The sequence below is a fragment of the Sandaracinus amylolyticus genome (assembly GCF_021631985.1).
In the GTDB taxonomy this organism is placed as follows: domain Bacteria; phylum Myxococcota_A; class Polyangia; order Polyangiales; family Sandaracinaceae; genus Sandaracinus; species Sandaracinus amylolyticus_A.
Window position 1 is genome coordinate 8,746,265 of the sequence record NZ_CP070225.1, and the last position, 13,423, is coordinate 8,759,687.

Genomic DNA, 13,423 nt, shown 5'->3' on the forward strand with positions numbered 1-13,423 from the left:
GATCACGCGCTCAGCTGCTCGGCGAACGCCTGACGATCGAGCTCGGTCCACGAGCGCGTGATGCGCCCGCCGCGCAGCTCGAAGAAGCTCATCCCGCGGTGCGTGATCGTTCGTCCGGTCGGCGCGAACGTGCGGAACGTCCCGCGGTGGGTGCCCGACCACGACCACCGCACCGCGACGCGATCGCCCTGCGCGATCACCTCGTCGAGCACGTACTGGATGTCGGGGAACCCGCCGCGCAGCGTGTCCACCAGCGCGCCGAACGACGCCGGCCCGCGCCCGCCCTGCGGGCCCTCGTAGTCGGCGGCGAAGAGCTCGGGGAGCAGCTCGGTGCGCCGCTGGTTCACGACCTCGTCGAACACCCGCCGCACCACGCTGCTCGCATCGCTCGGCGCGAGTCCACGGCGCAGCACCTCTTCGAGCGTCACGCGCCCGCGCACCGTGCGCCCCGCGCCCTCGTAGGCGAGCAGCCCGCGCGCGGCGCCTTCGCTCAGCTCGCGGAACAGCGACGCGACGTTCTCCGACATCCCGGTGCTCGTCAGCGCGGGCACGATCGCGTCGATCGGCACCACCCGCGCCGTCACCTCGCGACCCAGGATCTCCGACGCGATCGCCGCGGCCTCGACGAAGCTGCGATCCCGCGGACCGCGCACCTCGACGATCTCGGTCGCGCTCGGGGGCGCGAGCAGCGCGTCCGCCGCGACGTCGCCGAGATCGTGCGCCGCGACCATCGGCATCGCGAAGCTCTCGCCGCCGCCGAGCACCGGCAGCACTCCGTCGCTGCGCATCGGATGGGCGCTCGCGAGCAGGTTCTCCATGAAGAACGGCGCGCGCACGAACGTGAAGCGCGTCCCGCCGACCGCGCGCAGCGCGACCTCGGCCTGATGGCTGAGCCGCGTGGGCCCGGTGCCCGCCTCGTGCTGCGCGCCCACCGACGAGAGGAACACCGCGTGCGGCACCTTCGCGCGCCGCAGCCCCTCGACGTAGCCCGCGACGATCGAGCGGCTCTTCGCGAGCAGATCGCGCGCCTGCAGATCGGGCGGCACGATCAGGTACGCGCCCTCCGCGCCCTCGAGCGCGCGCGCGACGAGCGCCGCGTCGGTGACGTCGCCCACCACGAGCTCGGCGCCCTTCGCCGCGAGCGCCGCGCCCTTGTCGCGATCGCGCACCACCGCGCGCACCTTCGCGCCCGCCGCGAGCAGGCGCTCCACGACGACCGATCCCGTGTTCCCCGTGGCTCCGAAGACAGTGAGCATCTCGTTCTCTCCTTCGATGCGCTCACCGTGCCTCCCGGCTCGTCATGCGGCCAATGCATGCGAGGATATGACCTTCATGCACGAAGTGGATGACGCTCCGAGCCTCGATCTGTTGCGCTGCTTCGTCACCCTGCACCGCGAGCGGCACCTCTCGCGCGCCGCGATCCGCCTCGGCCTGAGCCAGCCCGCGATGAGCCGCGCGCTCACCCGGATGCGCGAGTCGTTCGGCGATCCGCTCTTCGTGCGCACCCCGCGCGGGATGGTCCCGACCGCGCGCGCCGACGAGCTCGCGCCGCGGGTGGTCGCGGTGCTCGAGGCCGCCGCCGCGCTGGTGCGCCCGACCGAGCTCGATCCGGCGCAGCTCACGCGCACGTTCACCGTCGCGACCTCGGGCTTCGTCGACGCGCTGCTCCTGCCTCGGCTCACCCCGCTCCTGCTGCGCGAGGCGCCGGGCGTGGCGATCACCACCCGGCCGGTCGCCGACGATCTCGCGGAGTCGCTCGCGAGCGGGCGCGTCGATCTGATGATCGGCGTCGGCGACGGCGTGCCGCGCGACGCCCATCGCACCCGGCTCTACGAGGAGAGCTGGGTCTGCGCGGTGCGGCAGGATCATCCCGACGTGGGCAAGCGCCTGACCCTCGAGCGCTTCGTGAAGCTCCCGCACCTCCTGGTCGCGCCGGGAGGGAACCCCGGCAGCCACGTCGATCGTGCGCTCGCTGCGCGCGGGCTCGCGCGGCGCGTCGTGGTGCGCATCCACGCGTTCGCGCCGGCGCCCGCGATCGTCGCCAGCTCGGACCTCGTGGTCACTGCGCCGCGCCGGGTGATCGAGCCGCTCGCCCGCCCGTTCGGGCTGCGCCTCTTCCCGACGCCGATCGAGATTCCGAGCTCGACCATCGTCGCAGCGTGGCACCCGCGGGCCCAGGACGATCCCGCCCACGCCTGGTTCCGCACCGCGCTGGTCACCGCGGTGCGGTGAGCCGTTCCGCATGTTCCATCATGGAACGGGACGCTCGGCCGATCTCCGCGTTTTGCCCACGAATTGCGCTGGCACCTCCGCTGCACTGATGGAGCGCGGAGGATCCGAAATGAGCATCGACGTCTCCCAGCCCGTGGCCGATCTCGTGACCGCGCACCCCGAGCTCGCGGCGGTGCTCCAGCGCCACCGCATCGACTTCTGCTGCCGCGGCACCCGTCCGCTGCGCGACTGGTGCGCCGATCGCGGGCTCGACACGACCTCGGTCGCGCGCGAGCTCGAGGCGGCGATCGCGTCGCGCGTCCCGAGCGACGACGATCCGCGCGCGCTCTCGACCCCGGCGCTCGCCCAGCACATCGTCGCGCGCCATCACGGGTACCTGCGCGAGGCGCTGCCCTTCCTCGTGCCGCTCGCCGCGAAGGTCGCGCGGGTCCACGGCGATCGTGATCTCCGCCTCGTCGAGCTGCGCACGATCGTCGAAGAGCTCGACGCGTCGCTGCGCCCTCACCTCGAGCGCGAGGAGCTCGATCTCTTCGCGCCGATTGCGCGCGGCGAGCGCGTCCCCCAGCGCGAGCTGGACGCGATGCGCGAGGAGCACCTCGGCGTGGGCGCGCTGCTCGAGCGCATGCGCGAAGCGGCCCGCGACTACGTCGTGCCCGAGGGCGCGTGCCGCAGCTGGACCACGCTGCTCCGCGAGCTCGAGACGCTCGAGCGCGACGTGCTGGTGCACGTCCACCTCGAGAACCACGTGCTCGCGCCGCGGCTCGAGAGAGAGGCGTCGTGACCACCACGCTGCGCGCGCTGATCGAGGAGGAGCACCGCGAGATGGACGTGCTGCTCGCGCGCTCCGACGCGGGCGGCGTGCTCGATCTCGAGGCGTTCGAGGAGCTCCGCGCGCGGCTGCTGCGGCACATCGCGATCGAGGAGAAGCTGATCCTCGCCCAGGTGCGCGCGGTGCGCGGCGGTGAGCCCATCGAGGGCGCGCGGCGGGTGCGGGTCGAGCACGGCGCGATCGCGTCGCTGCTCGTCGGCACGCCCGATGTCGCGCTGGTGGACGAGCTCCGCACGCTGCTCGCCGCGCACGAGGCGTTCGAGGAGCAGGGCCTCTACGCCGCGTGCGAGGAGATCCTCGGCCCGGAGCGCGCGCTCGACATCGCGCATCGCGCGCGCACCTACCCGGTGATCCCGGTCGCGAAGCACTTCGACGGGCCGCTGGTGCCGCGCACCGCGGCCGACGCGCTGCGCGGCGCGGCCCGGATGAAGTTCGCCGCGGGCGGACGATGACCTCAGATCCCGGGAGACGACGACCAGCGCGACCTGCCAGTCGCGACGAGAGGAGAGATCGTCATGGACGACACGCTCGAACGGCGCGCCGAGGCGCGCCGCGACGAAGAGGTGCGCACGCTGAGTGCCCCTCGCATCCGCCACGGCCTCGCGGCCCGCGCGCTCTTCGCGGTGATGGACCTCGTGTACGGCCGCGCCGCGAGCCTCGTGAAGTTCCGCGTGCTCGAGGTGATCGCCCGCGTGCCCTACCAGGCCTGGGAGAACGTCGGGTACGTCGCGATCACCCACACGTATCGCGACCCCGATGCGCCCTCGCGCATCTTCGGTGCGGTGAGCGAGAGCCGCGCCCAGCAGGACAACGAGCAGTGGCACCTGCTGCTGCTCGAAGAGCTCTGCGCGCGACGCGGAGCGCGCGAGACGTGGCTGCTCCACCGCGCGATCCCGCAGCTGCTCGCGATGTTCTACTACCACCTGAGCTGGCTGCTCTACGTGCTGCACCCCGCCTGGAGCTACGCGCTCAACCGCGACTTCGAGGACCACGCCGAGCGCGAGTACATGGCGTTCGTCGCCGCCCACCCCGAGCTCGAGCACGAGCCCTTCGCGTCGCGCTACGAGGCCGAGTACGGGCGCTACCTGAGCGTCGCCGACCTGCTGCGCCAGATCGCGCTCGACGAGCGCGAGCACAAGCTCGAGAGCGAGGCCCGCATCCCGTCGCCGCGCTTCGGGCTCGAGGTGGCTCAGCGATAGGGATCGAAGCGCGCCGACGGCTCGAGCGACGCGTTCATCCGCCGGATCTCTTCGGGTGAGTACGCATCCGCGTGACCGACCGGCAGGCTCTCGCGGATGAACGCCTCGATGACGCCTCGCGCACCGCCGTCGCCTCCGCCCTCGTCGACGTCGCGCCAGAGCTCGAACAGCTGACGGCGACGCTGGGCGGCGGGGCTCTCCTCCGCCCAGAGGCGCGCGAGGCGACCGCGGAGCCGTCGCAGGGCCGCGGCCATCTCGCGCTCGCGCGCCTGCCGCTCGAGGCGCTCGATGAGCTCGGCGTTGTCGTCCTCGAACCGCTGCCGCTCGGCGGCGTAGGGGTCGCCGCCCTGCGCCCGCGTGATCGCGTCGTTCAGGTCGAACCTTCCCTGCGGCGCGACTCCATCGGTCTGGATCGGCGGGCGATCTTCGTAGCGCACCTGCCCGTCCGCGGTGATCACGGCGGTGAACGCGTGGTGCTCGCGCACGTAGGTGCCGTCGGGCCGAGGCCGCGCGGTGAGGCGCTCGCGCTGGGTGAACGACTTCGTCATCGCCTCCGCCCGGAGCGACCCGCTCAGCTCTTGCTCGACCTCGCGCTCGCTGCGCGGCCGGAGATCGTCTCCGGCCCTCGATGCGCTCGCTGGGGCCGAGCGCATCGAGGGCGCGCCCTCGACGACGAACGCGCTCCGCGCGACGGCCGCGGGATCGAAGATCCGTCGCTCGCGCTCGCGACGCTCGGCGTCGGTCTCGACCGGCGGTCGGAGCGGCGCGTCGAGCGGTGTCGAGGGCGCTTCGGGCGTCTCGACGACGACGACCGAGGGCCCTGGGTCGAACGGAACGTCTTCGCGGGCGCGCGCAGCACGCCGCGGAGGCGCGCTCGTCTCCTCGTGCGCGGTGTCGGCGGTTTCCTCGGCACGCGGCACCTCACGCGCGATCGAGGGGCGCGCTTCCGCGATCTCGAACGTGACCTCGTGGGGCGCTCGCGGCGGAGGCTGGATCGCCGATGCGCGCGGCGCGAAGGCGAGGGCGAGCACGACGCATCCGTGGATCGCCGCCGATCCGAGGAGCGATGTCGCGAGCCGCCCGCGCGCTGGATGCATCGGTGGCGATGGTGGGGTCACGCGCGAGACGCGCGCAACCACGGCCGAGCGATCCGCGTTCGTGGTCGTGGCAGTTGCGCATCACGGGGACGAGATGCTCCATGACGCGCACTCCAGCCAGGATGGTCATTCATGAGCTCCGCACGAGCCGCCGCGACACCGAGCGTGTTCACCCATCAGACCCGCGCCGAGTGGGGCCGCGCGGTGATCGCGGAGGCGCTCCCCGATCGCACCAAGTACGTGTTCGAGCATGCGGGTGAACGAACGTTCATGAATGGCCACACCGCGATCCGCGAGCTCGAGCTGCCCGAAGGAGAGCGCGAGTCGCTCGCGAAGCAGCTGCTGCGCCGCCAGGCGCCGGCGACCGCGGGCGCGAAGAAGAAGTCGTCGCGCGCGAAGAGCGCGCCCGAGGCCGCGCCCGCCGAGCCCGCGATCACGTTCGAGCGGCAGCAGGCGATCTTCGCCGCGCGCTTCGCCGGTGGGTTCACCGACGCGAAGTACACGCGCGAGGAGCGCGGGACGCTCGACGGAGAGGAGCGCAACGTCGACGCGCTGATCGCGCTCGCGCGCCAGCTGCTCTCGGTGGAGCGGCTCGACGCGGCGCTCGCGCGCGGCGCGCACGAAGAGATCTTCGCCGACGCGACGAAGGTGCTGGCGGCGACCGATCCGCTCGCGTTCCCCAAGCCCGATCGCCCGGCGTTCCAGAAGGTGCCGGAGAGCGCGCACCCCGAGGTCGCGCGCGCGCTGCGCGAGCTCCTGCACGGCAGCGCGGCCTACGAGCGGCGCTTCGACGACTTCGTGCGCGCGTTGGGCGCGGGGCACGCGCCGTGGACCATCGCGACGATCTTCTCGGCGGCGGTGCACCCCGACGCGCACGTGCTGGTGAAGCCGACGGTGAGCCAGCGTCAGGCGCGCGCGCTCGCGCTCCCGGCGCCGCCGATCGGCGCGCCCTCCGGCGCCGCGTACGCGATGCACCTCGCGGTCGCACGCGCGCTGCGCGATCGGCTCGTCGCGGCAGGGCACACGCCGCGCGATCTCTTCGACGTGTACACCTACGAGTGGCGCACGCTCAGCAAGGGCGCGCTCGCGTCGGCCTCGAGCTGATCCTCTGCCGGAGTGCTCGTCCCGCCGGTCCCGGACGGGAGCGCGCGAAGCGCGCGGACGGTAGGGACCGGCGGGCGAGCCGATTTTTCGACAGTCTTCGAGTCACAGACCGAGCTGGGTCAGCGCGAGGGCGACCGCGGCGGGCAGCGCCTGGATGAACAGGATGCTGCGCTTCGCGGTCGCCGCGCCGTACACGCCGACGACGATCACGAAGAGCAGCAGCACCGACGCGGCCGCGGTCTGCCCGGTGAGCGCAGCCCACGCGAGCGCGGCGCCGAGCGCGCCGTTGTAGACACCCTGGTTGCCCGCGAGCACGCGCGTCGTCTCGGCCTGCTCGGCCGTCTGCGCGAACATCTTGCGCACCCGCGGTGTGGTCCAGAGGAACGTCTCGAGGGCCATGAAGCCGACGTGCAGCAGCGCGACCAAGAGCGTGGCGGCGAGCGAGAGCATGCCGCACTTATGGATCGAAGTTCTTGAGCGGTCGATCAAGAATCGTCGGACGCGTCGTCTGCGAGCAATCCGGTGGCCTCGAGCGCGCGCCGCGCGACGCGCTTCACCCGCGCGCTCGAGACACCGCTGCGCATCATCACGTGGATCGACGTCACCGCGGCCGCGAGCAGCGCGGCGTCGTCCTTCGCGCGCTCGCCGCGCTCGCGCAGGCAGAGCGCGAAGAAGTCCTCCATCGCGCGGAGGCGCCCCGCGACGAGCTCCTGTCCCTGCGGATCGAGCAGCGGATGCTCGACCGCGCTCGTCACCAGCAGACATCCCTTGCCGCGCCGCGAGGGCGCGGTGATCGCGCGGAGCCACCCGCGGATCGCGTCGTGGCTCGGCGCGGCGGGCAGGCCCTGCGACGCGAGGTAACGCTCGATCGCGCGATGGAAGCACGCTTCCTTGCTGGTGAACGCGGCGTAGAAGCTGCCGGGCTGGATGCCCATCGCGTCGCAGAGCTGGCGCACCGAGGTCGATGCGTAGCCGCGCTCCCAGAAGAGGCGCACGGCGACGTCGAGCGCGCCGTCGACGTCGAAGTCTCGCGGTCTGGCCACCTGCGCGTTCTACTCCACGTCGCGATCAGCGGCCCATCACGATGCCGACGCGCGGGGTCTCGCCGCGCTGCCCGGGCGCGCCGCAGAGCCGCGCGCTGCCGGAGGCGATCGAGGACGTCGAGGTCTCGCATCCGGCCGCGGTGGTCGCGCCGATGCCGAACCACCCGTGGAGCTGATCGCACGCCGAGGTCCGCCCCGCGACGACGCCGAGGCGCACCTGGAACGTGCCGAGGCTCGCGTTCACGCCGCTCTCGCAGGCGGTCGGCACGTTGACCGAGACCTGCAGCATCGTGCGCAGCGCGGACGCCGAGGTGCGGAACGTCGCGGTGCCCGCGGTGACGATGTCGCGCAGCGGCGCGGCGCCGGTGCCGTCGAGCTCGGTGATCGCCCACTGCCTCGCGCCGTTGGTGTCCGCGAGCGCGATGCGCAACGTGGTGACCGGCACGTGCCAGTACGCGCGAGAGAGCGCGTCGGCGTAGGCCAGGTCGTTCGTGCCGAGCGGCATCGGCTCGGGGCTCGTCCACGCGGCCGCGCCGAAGCCCAGCACGCCATCGGGCGTGACCTTCGCGAGCAGGGTCCAGCCTCCGTCGTCCTCGCTCGTCTCGCAGTAGACGTCGAAGGGCGCGATCGGTCCGGCGCCATCGGGGTCGATCGTGTAGACGCCGCTCGCGCTGCCCGCGGGGAGCGCGGAGCACGCGGGCAGCGTGCCCCCGCCGTCGATCACGCCCGAGTCGATGGTGCCGGAGTCGATCGCGCCGCCGTCGATCGCGCCGCCGTCGACCGCGCCGCCGTCGATCGCGCCGCCGTCGATCGCGCCCGCGTCGACCAGCTCGGTGCCCGGCTCGACGTCGGGCAGGCTCATCGGGTCCACGTCGCGCGAGTCGCAGCCACCCGCGATGCAGGTGAGCCCCGCGGTGCACTCGATGTCCACGCAGCTCGCGGAGAGCACGACGCGCAGCAGCTTCGAGGTCCGGGGCACGAACGAGGTCTGCACCTCGCGCGTGACGATCACCGTACCGTCCTCGCGCCGGCCCTCGAGCACGAGGTGCACCTGGCGCGACGCGTCTCCGTCGCGCGGCGCCACGACGAACGAGAACGGAATGCTCACACGCTCGTTGGGGTCGGGCGCGGCGAGCGAGAACGTGTGCTCGCCCTCGCCGTTCACGACCGCGCGCACGTCGGCGAGCGGCTCGGGGATCGCGAGGTCGCTCTCGACGACCACGATCAACATCGCTGGATCGTCGGTGCACGCCGAGAGGAGGAGGAGGAGGGCCCAGGCCACGACACGACGAGCCATCGCGCCCGAGGCTACACCGCGCGGAGCGGTCCTGCGCGATCCCCGGCGCGAGCACGGCTGCGAGGGACCCGTGGTACACATCGCGCCCAGTGGCCTCGCACGAGCCTCGTTACATCGTCGGCATCGACCTCGGCACCACGCACACCGTCGTCGCGTACGGTCCCGCGGATGCCAGCTCGCCGCCGAAGATCTTCGAGATCGATCAGCTGATCGCGCCCGGAGAGATCGAGCCGCGCCCGCTGCTGCACTCGCTGCGATATCACCCCGCGCCGGGCGAGATCTCGGACGACGATCTCGCGCTGCCGTGGGGCGAGACCCCGGCGATCCCGGGCAGCGAAGGACGCTACGTGGTGGGCGAGCTCGCGCGGGAGCTCGGCGCGAAGGTGCCGGGACGTCTCGTCGCGAGCGCGAAGAGCTGGCTCTCGCATCCCAGCGTCGATCGCACCGCGCCGATCCTGCCGTGGGGCGCGGCCGAGGACGTGCCGAAGGTGAGCGCGGTCGTCGCGTCGGCGAGCTATCTCGCGCACGTGAAGGCGGCGTGGGATCACCACCACCCGCGCGAGCCGTTCGACGAGCAGGAGGTCGTGCTCACGATCCCCGCGTCGTTCGACGAGGGGGCGCGCGCGCTCACGCTCGAGGCGGCGCGGATCGCGGGCCTGCCCCGGGTGCGCCTGCTCGAGGAGCCGCAGGCCGCGTTCTACGACTGGCTCGCGCGGCGCGGCATCGACGCGGCGGAAGCGGCGGGCGCGACGAAGCTCGCGATGGTGGTCGACGTCGGCGGCGGCACCACCGATCTCACGCTGATCCGGGTCGAGATCCGCGAGAGCGGGCCTCGCCTCACCCGCGTCGCGGTGGGCGATCACCTGATGCTCGGCGGCGACAACATGGACCTCGCGCTCGCGCACGACGTCGAGTCGCGCATCGGCGGAGGCAAGCTCGGCGCGGGACGCTTCACCCAGCTGCTCGTGCAGTGCCGCACCGCGAAGGAGCGCCTGCTCGGAGCGGCGCCGCCCGAGAGCGTGCGCGTGACCGTGCTCGGCTCGGGATCGAAGCTGGTCGGCGGCGCGACGAGCGCGGAGATCACGCGCACCGACGTCGACGCGCGTTTGGTCGAGGGCTTCTTCCCGCTGGTCGGGCTCGACGCGCGACCGCAGAAGCGCGCGGGCGCGATCGTCGAGTTCGGTCTGCCCTACGTCGCCGATCCTGCGGTGACGCGGCACGTCGCGGGGTTCCTCGCGCGTCACGAAGATCTCGCGCGCGAGGCGCTCGGGCCCGAAGGCCCCGCGGTGCCGGACGCGGTGCTGCTCAACGGCGGCGTGTTCCGCGGCGGTCCGCTCGCGGCGCGCATGATCGGACAGCTCGAGTCGTGGCGCGGCGCGAAGGTGCGCGTGCTCGAGAACGACGATCCCGAGCTCGCGGTGGCGCGCGGCGCGGTCGCGTACGGGCTCGCGCGACGCGGCGTCGGGCTGCGCATCGGCGGGGGGTCGGCGCGCAGCTATTTCCTGCTGCTCCCGCCGGTGAGCGAAGAGGCGCCGCGACGCGGCCTGTGTCTGCTCCCGCGCGGCGCCGAAGAGGGCGAGGAGCTCACGCTCGAGGAGCGCACGTTCTCGCTCAAGCTCGGTCAGCCGGTGCGCTTCCTCCTCGCGTCGAGCACCGGACAAGCGGCGTACGTGCGGCCCGGCGAGATCGTCGACGTCGACGACGAGCTCTTCCGCGATCTGCCTCCGCTCGCCGCGGTGCTCGACGACGAGCGCACCAGCGCGACCTCCTCGGGCCAGCTCCGCGCGCCCTCGATCGTGCCCGGCGGGACCTCGCCGCCCGCCGCGCCCCGCGAAGAGCGCGTGAAGCTCGCGGCCGGGCTGACCGAGATCGGCACGCTCGAGCTCTCGTGCCTGCAGCTCCGAGAGGGAGCCGAGCAGGCTCCGTCGCGACGCTGGAAGCTCGAGCTGCAGCTCCGCGGGGGCAGCGACGAGACCCTCGCCGCGCAGCGCATCACCCAGCTGCACCCGCGCGTCAAGGAAGCGCGCGCGAAGATCGACGCGGTCTACGGCAAGAGCGAGGCGGGTCTCGAGGGCAAGCCGCAGAAGTCGCTGCGCACCGATCTCGAGAAGATCCTCGGGCCGCGCGCGCAGTGGAGCACGCCGCTGCTCCGAGAGCTGTGGGGCGCGCTCTTCGCGGGCACCAAGCGCCGTCGCCGCAGCGCCGATCACGAGCGCGTGTGGTTCAACCTGATCGGCTTCTGTCTGCGCCCCGGGTTCGGCTATCCGCTCGACGACTGGCGCGTTCGTCAGCTGTGGACGGTGTTCGATCAAGGCGTGCAGTTCGCGCCCGAGGCGCAGAACTGGAGCGAGTGGTGGACGCTCTGGCGGCGCGTCGCGGGCGGGCTCGATCAGCCGATGCAGCAGAAGGTGCTCTCGTCGATCGAGTGGTACCTGCATCCTCCGACGCCGCGCCCTCGCCCTCGTCCCGCGGGCCCGAAGGCGCTCGGATACGACGACATGGTGCGGCTCGCGGCGTCGCTCGAGCGCCTCACGCCGACCGACAAGGCGCGCATCGGCGACTGGCTGATCGAGCGCCTCGCCCAGCACGGCGAGAACACCGCGTCGTGTTGGGCGGTCGGTCGCATCGGCGCGCGCGTTCCGTTCTCGGGCAGCGCGCATCACGTCGTCGCGCGCACCAAGGCCGAGGAGTGGCTCGCACAGGTGATGAAGCTCGACTGGCGCAAGGTCGAGCCCGCGGCGTTCGCCGCGGCGCAGCTCGCGCGGCGCACCGGTGATCGCGAGCGCGACCTCGACGCGCAGCTCGCGACGCAGGTCGCGACGAAGCTCCGCGCGGTGAGCGCGCCCGAGCCCTGGGTGCGCATGGTGAGCGAGGTCGCGGAGCTCGAGGCGGCCGAGGAGCAGCGCATCTTCGGCGAGTCGCTGCCGCCCGGCCTTCGCCTCATCTCGTGAGGCCTCGAAGGACGCCGCGCACGAACGGGAGGAACCCTTCCCGTCCGGACGCGAGGTCCTTCATGTGCACCGTCGTCGCGTCGCTCAGGCGGAAGATCTCGCCGACGAGCTCGAGCCGCGTCTCGAGCGGGAGCGCGCCACCGATGAACACGTGATCGATCGTCGTGCGCGCGAACACCGCGCGCAGGTCTTCGATGTTCGTGCCGACGCTGACCGTGAGGCCGGGCTGCTCGATCTGGGCGCGCGCTGCGTCGACGGTCGCGGCCCGCAGGCCCAACAGAAGGATGTTCATGATTCCCTCGTCCGCTGCGGAGAGCCTGTCACGTCGCCGGCGCGATCACGCGTCGCCGGCGGAGCAGACCGACCACGGTCAGCGTCACGACGATCTGCACCGCGACGAGCAACACGACGAACGTGGGTCGTCCCGCGAGCAGCTCCTCGGGCCCCGGGATGCCGGGCACGAAGAACGAGAGGCTCGTCACGTTGAAGAAGACGATCGCCGCGAGCAGGCGCCAGTCACCGCGATGGATCCGCCACGCGAGCACGCCGTAGCCGAGCTCGAGCGCGAACGCCGCGAGCGGCCACGATCCGTAGAGATCGATCCCGAGCATCACGCGACTGCCGGGATGGAGCGCGAGATCGGGCGCGTGCGTGAGCACGTCGAGCACGAAGTGCGACGCGACGCCGAGCCCGATCGCCGCGGCGAACCGGGCACGACGCGTCGCGATCCACGCGATCGCCGCACCGGCGATCGAGAGCACGATCGCGCCGAGCGCCGAGTGAGAGAACGGCATGTGCGCGAGGTGGATGTCGCCCACCGCGTGCACGACGGGCTCGGTCGTCGTGGACTCCACGCCCATCAGGTTCAGAACGACCCACAAGAGCTCGCTGGCCTGCACCGAGAGCAGCAGCCAGGGCATCGGGACCTCGGGATAACGGCGCTCGAGCACGAGCGCGGTCGCAGCATGGCTGATCGCGAACATCTCCGATTTCCTTCTATCGAGTGAGCGCTTGCTAACTCGATGGCCGAACGACGAGCCTCACCGGAACGCCCGGACGAAGAGCTCGGTCATCTCGTCGATCCACCGCCGTGCCGGGCCCTCGATGCCGCGCAGGTAGAGCATGCGCGCGAGCTGGGCGAGGGTGCCGGTGACGAGCACGATCAGCGCGTCCTCCGAGGCCGTGGCGCTCTCGGGGCGCTCGCGCGCCAGCCGCCGCACCAGCCCGGGGATCGTGGTGCGCCGCACGTGCTCCGGCACCTGGGGCCAGAACCGGTGGAGGTGGTCGTGGACGAACACCACCGCTTCCGGCGATTCCTCGTAGAATTCGAGGAATCCGGTGACGAACGCGCGCAGGCGCTCGTCGAGCGTGTGGGCGCGGCGGAGCTCTCCCTCGAGGCGGATCACGAGCTCGCGATAGCAGGCGCCGAACAGGTAGAGCGCGAGCTCGTCCTTGCTGGCGAAGTGCTTGTAGAGCGCGGGGTTGGTGTAGCCCGCCGCCGCCGCGATGTCGCGGATGGTGGTCTCGAGCAGGCCCTTCTGGGTGAAGAGCCGCAGCGCCTCGACGAGGATGCGCCTCTTGGCGGGCGCATCGCCCTCTCCGGTGAAGAACGTCTCGTCCATCGCGATCGGACAGTTAGCGCGCGCTAACGACAGAGTCAAAGAAAAAGCC

14 protein-coding genes are annotated in these 13,423 nt (G+C 72.3%); 6 read left to right on the plus strand and 8 right to left on the minus strand.

Annotation, left to right across the window (positions count from 1 at the left end):
- Nucleotides 1–2 precede the first annotated feature (2 nt).
- Entirely contained in the window at nt 3–1,256 is a 1,254-nt protein-coding gene (locus I5071_RS37110) for an ester cyclase (RefSeq protein ID WP_236518097.1), read from the minus strand.
- Nucleotides 1,257–1,332: 76 nt separating this feature from the next.
- Between I5071_RS37110 and I5071_RS37115 the strand changes: the two genes are divergently transcribed.
- The 4 genes from I5071_RS37115 to I5071_RS37130 all read left to right on the plus strand — a co-directional run bounded on the left by I5071_RS37115 (nt 1,333) and on the right by I5071_RS37130 (nt 4,260).
- The gene (locus I5071_RS37115) at nt 1,333–2,232 is read left to right on the plus strand and encodes a LysR family transcriptional regulator (RefSeq protein WP_236518098.1); all 900 of its coding nucleotides are present in this window, start codon (nt 1,333–1,335) and stop codon (nt 2,230–2,232) included.
- 109 nt (nt 2,233–2,341) lie between these two features.
- Nucleotides 2,342–3,013 (plus strand): DUF542 domain-containing protein, encoded by a 672-nt coding sequence (locus I5071_RS37120; protein ID WP_236518099.1) that lies wholly within the window; start codon nt 2,342–2,344, stop codon nt 3,011–3,013.
- Complete coding sequence (locus tag I5071_RS37125; RefSeq protein WP_236518100.1) at nt 3,010–3,513, plus strand: hemerythrin domain-containing protein; 504 nt, start codon at nt 3,010–3,012, stop codon at nt 3,511–3,513. Before I5071_RS37120 ends, I5071_RS37125 begins: the two co-directional genes overlap by 4 nt.
- A gap of 63 nt (nt 3,514–3,576) precedes the next feature.
- Complete coding sequence (locus I5071_RS37130; protein ID WP_236518101.1) at nt 3,577–4,260, plus strand: alternative oxidase; 684 nt, start codon at nt 3,577–3,579, stop codon at nt 4,258–4,260.
- Here I5071_RS37130 and I5071_RS37135 read toward each other — a convergent pair.
- Complete coding sequence (locus I5071_RS37135) at nt 4,251–5,357, minus strand: hypothetical protein (protein ID WP_236518102.1); 1,107 nt, start codon at nt 5,355–5,357, stop codon at nt 4,251–4,253. The genes I5071_RS37130 and I5071_RS37135 overlap by 10 nt on opposite strands.
- A 132-nt stretch (nt 5,358–5,489) precedes the next feature.
- On the opposite strand from I5071_RS37135, the gene I5071_RS37140 reads away from it, so the two are divergent.
- Nucleotides 5,490–6,461, plus strand: coding sequence for a hypothetical protein (locus tag I5071_RS37140; protein ID WP_236518103.1), 972 nt, complete (start codon nt 5,490–5,492; stop codon nt 6,459–6,461).
- 102 nt (nt 6,462–6,563) lie between these two features.
- On the opposite strand, the gene I5071_RS37145 is transcribed toward I5071_RS37140, so the two are convergent.
- From I5071_RS37145 to I5071_RS37155, 3 genes are read right to left on the minus strand one after another with little or no spacing between them, the layout of a single operon-like run.
- Nucleotides 6,564–6,911, minus strand: a complete 348-nt coding sequence (locus I5071_RS37145) for a DUF1304 domain-containing protein (protein WP_236518104.1) — start codon at nt 6,909–6,911, stop codon at nt 6,564–6,566.
- Nucleotides 6,912–6,946: 35 nt separating this feature from the next.
- The gene (locus I5071_RS37150) at nt 6,947–7,504 is read right to left on the minus strand and encodes a TetR/AcrR family transcriptional regulator (protein WP_236518105.1); all 558 of its coding nucleotides are present in this window, start codon (nt 7,502–7,504) and stop codon (nt 6,947–6,949) included.
- A gap of 25 nt (nt 7,505–7,529) precedes the next feature.
- Nucleotides 7,530–8,801, minus strand: coding sequence for a fibrinogen-like YCDxxxxGGGW domain-containing protein (locus I5071_RS37155; protein ID WP_236518106.1), 1,272 nt, complete (start codon nt 8,799–8,801; stop codon nt 7,530–7,532).
- A gap of 89 nt (nt 8,802–8,890) precedes the next feature.
- On the opposite strand from I5071_RS37155, the gene I5071_RS37160 reads away from it, so the two are divergent.
- A complete protein-coding gene (locus tag I5071_RS37160) occupies nt 8,891–11,752 on the plus strand; it encodes an Hsp70 family protein (RefSeq protein WP_236518107.1) in 2,862 nt (953 codons plus the stop codon).
- Here I5071_RS37160 and I5071_RS37165 read toward each other — a convergent pair.
- From I5071_RS37165 to I5071_RS37175, 3 genes are read right to left on the minus strand one after another with little or no spacing between them, the layout of a single operon-like run.
- Nucleotides 11,742–12,044, minus strand: coding sequence for a hypothetical protein (locus I5071_RS37165; RefSeq protein WP_236518108.1), 303 nt, complete (start codon nt 12,042–12,044; stop codon nt 11,742–11,744). The two genes, I5071_RS37160 and I5071_RS37165, sit on opposite strands and share 11 nt — an antisense overlap.
- 28 nt (nt 12,045–12,072) lie before the next feature.
- Complete coding sequence (locus tag I5071_RS37170) at nt 12,073–12,735, minus strand: metal-dependent hydrolase (RefSeq protein ID WP_236518109.1); 663 nt, start codon at nt 12,733–12,735, stop codon at nt 12,073–12,075.
- A gap of 57 nt (nt 12,736–12,792) precedes the next feature.
- A complete protein-coding gene (locus tag I5071_RS37175) occupies nt 12,793–13,374 on the minus strand; it encodes a TetR/AcrR family transcriptional regulator (protein ID WP_236518110.1) in 582 nt (193 codons plus the stop codon).
- Nucleotides 13,375–13,423 lie beyond the last annotated feature (49 nt).

Excerpts from the sequence above, each read along its gene's own strand:
- I5071_RS37110 (WP_236518097.1), bottom strand. The coding sequence starts at position 1,256 with ATGCTCACTGTCTTCGGAGCCACGGGGAACACGGGATCGGTCGTCGTG.
- I5071_RS37115 (WP_236518098.1), top strand. The coding sequence starts at position 1,333 with ATGCACGAAGTGGATGACGCTCCGAGCCTCGATCTGTTGCGCTGCTTC.
- I5071_RS37120 (WP_236518099.1), top strand. The coding sequence starts at position 2,342 with ATGAGCATCGACGTCTCCCAGCCCGTGGCCGATCTCGTGACCGCGCAC.
- I5071_RS37130 (WP_236518101.1), top strand. The coding sequence starts at position 3,577 with ATGGACGACACGCTCGAACGGCGCGCCGAGGCGCGCCGCGACGAAGAG.
- I5071_RS37135 (WP_236518102.1), bottom strand. The coding sequence starts at position 5,357 with ATGCATCCAGCGCGCGGGCGGCTCGCGACATCGCTCCTCGGATCGGCG.
- I5071_RS37140 (WP_236518103.1), top strand. The coding sequence starts at position 5,490 with ATGAGCTCCGCACGAGCCGCCGCGACACCGAGCGTGTTCACCCATCAG.
- I5071_RS37145 (WP_236518104.1), bottom strand. The coding sequence starts at position 6,911 with ATGCTCTCGCTCGCCGCCACGCTCTTGGTCGCGCTGCTGCACGTCGGC.
- I5071_RS37155 (WP_236518106.1), bottom strand. The coding sequence starts at position 8,801 with ATGGCTCGTCGTGTCGTGGCCTGGGCCCTCCTCCTCCTCCTCTCGGCG.
- I5071_RS37165 (WP_236518108.1), bottom strand. The coding sequence starts at position 12,044 with ATGAACATCCTTCTGTTGGGCCTGCGGGCCGCGACCGTCGACGCAGCG.
- I5071_RS37170 (WP_236518109.1), bottom strand. The coding sequence starts at position 12,735 with ATGTTCGCGATCAGCCATGCTGCGACCGCGCTCGTGCTCGAGCGCCGT.
- I5071_RS37175 (WP_236518110.1), bottom strand. The coding sequence starts at position 13,374 with ATGGACGAGACGTTCTTCACCGGAGAGGGCGATGCGCCCGCCAAGAGG.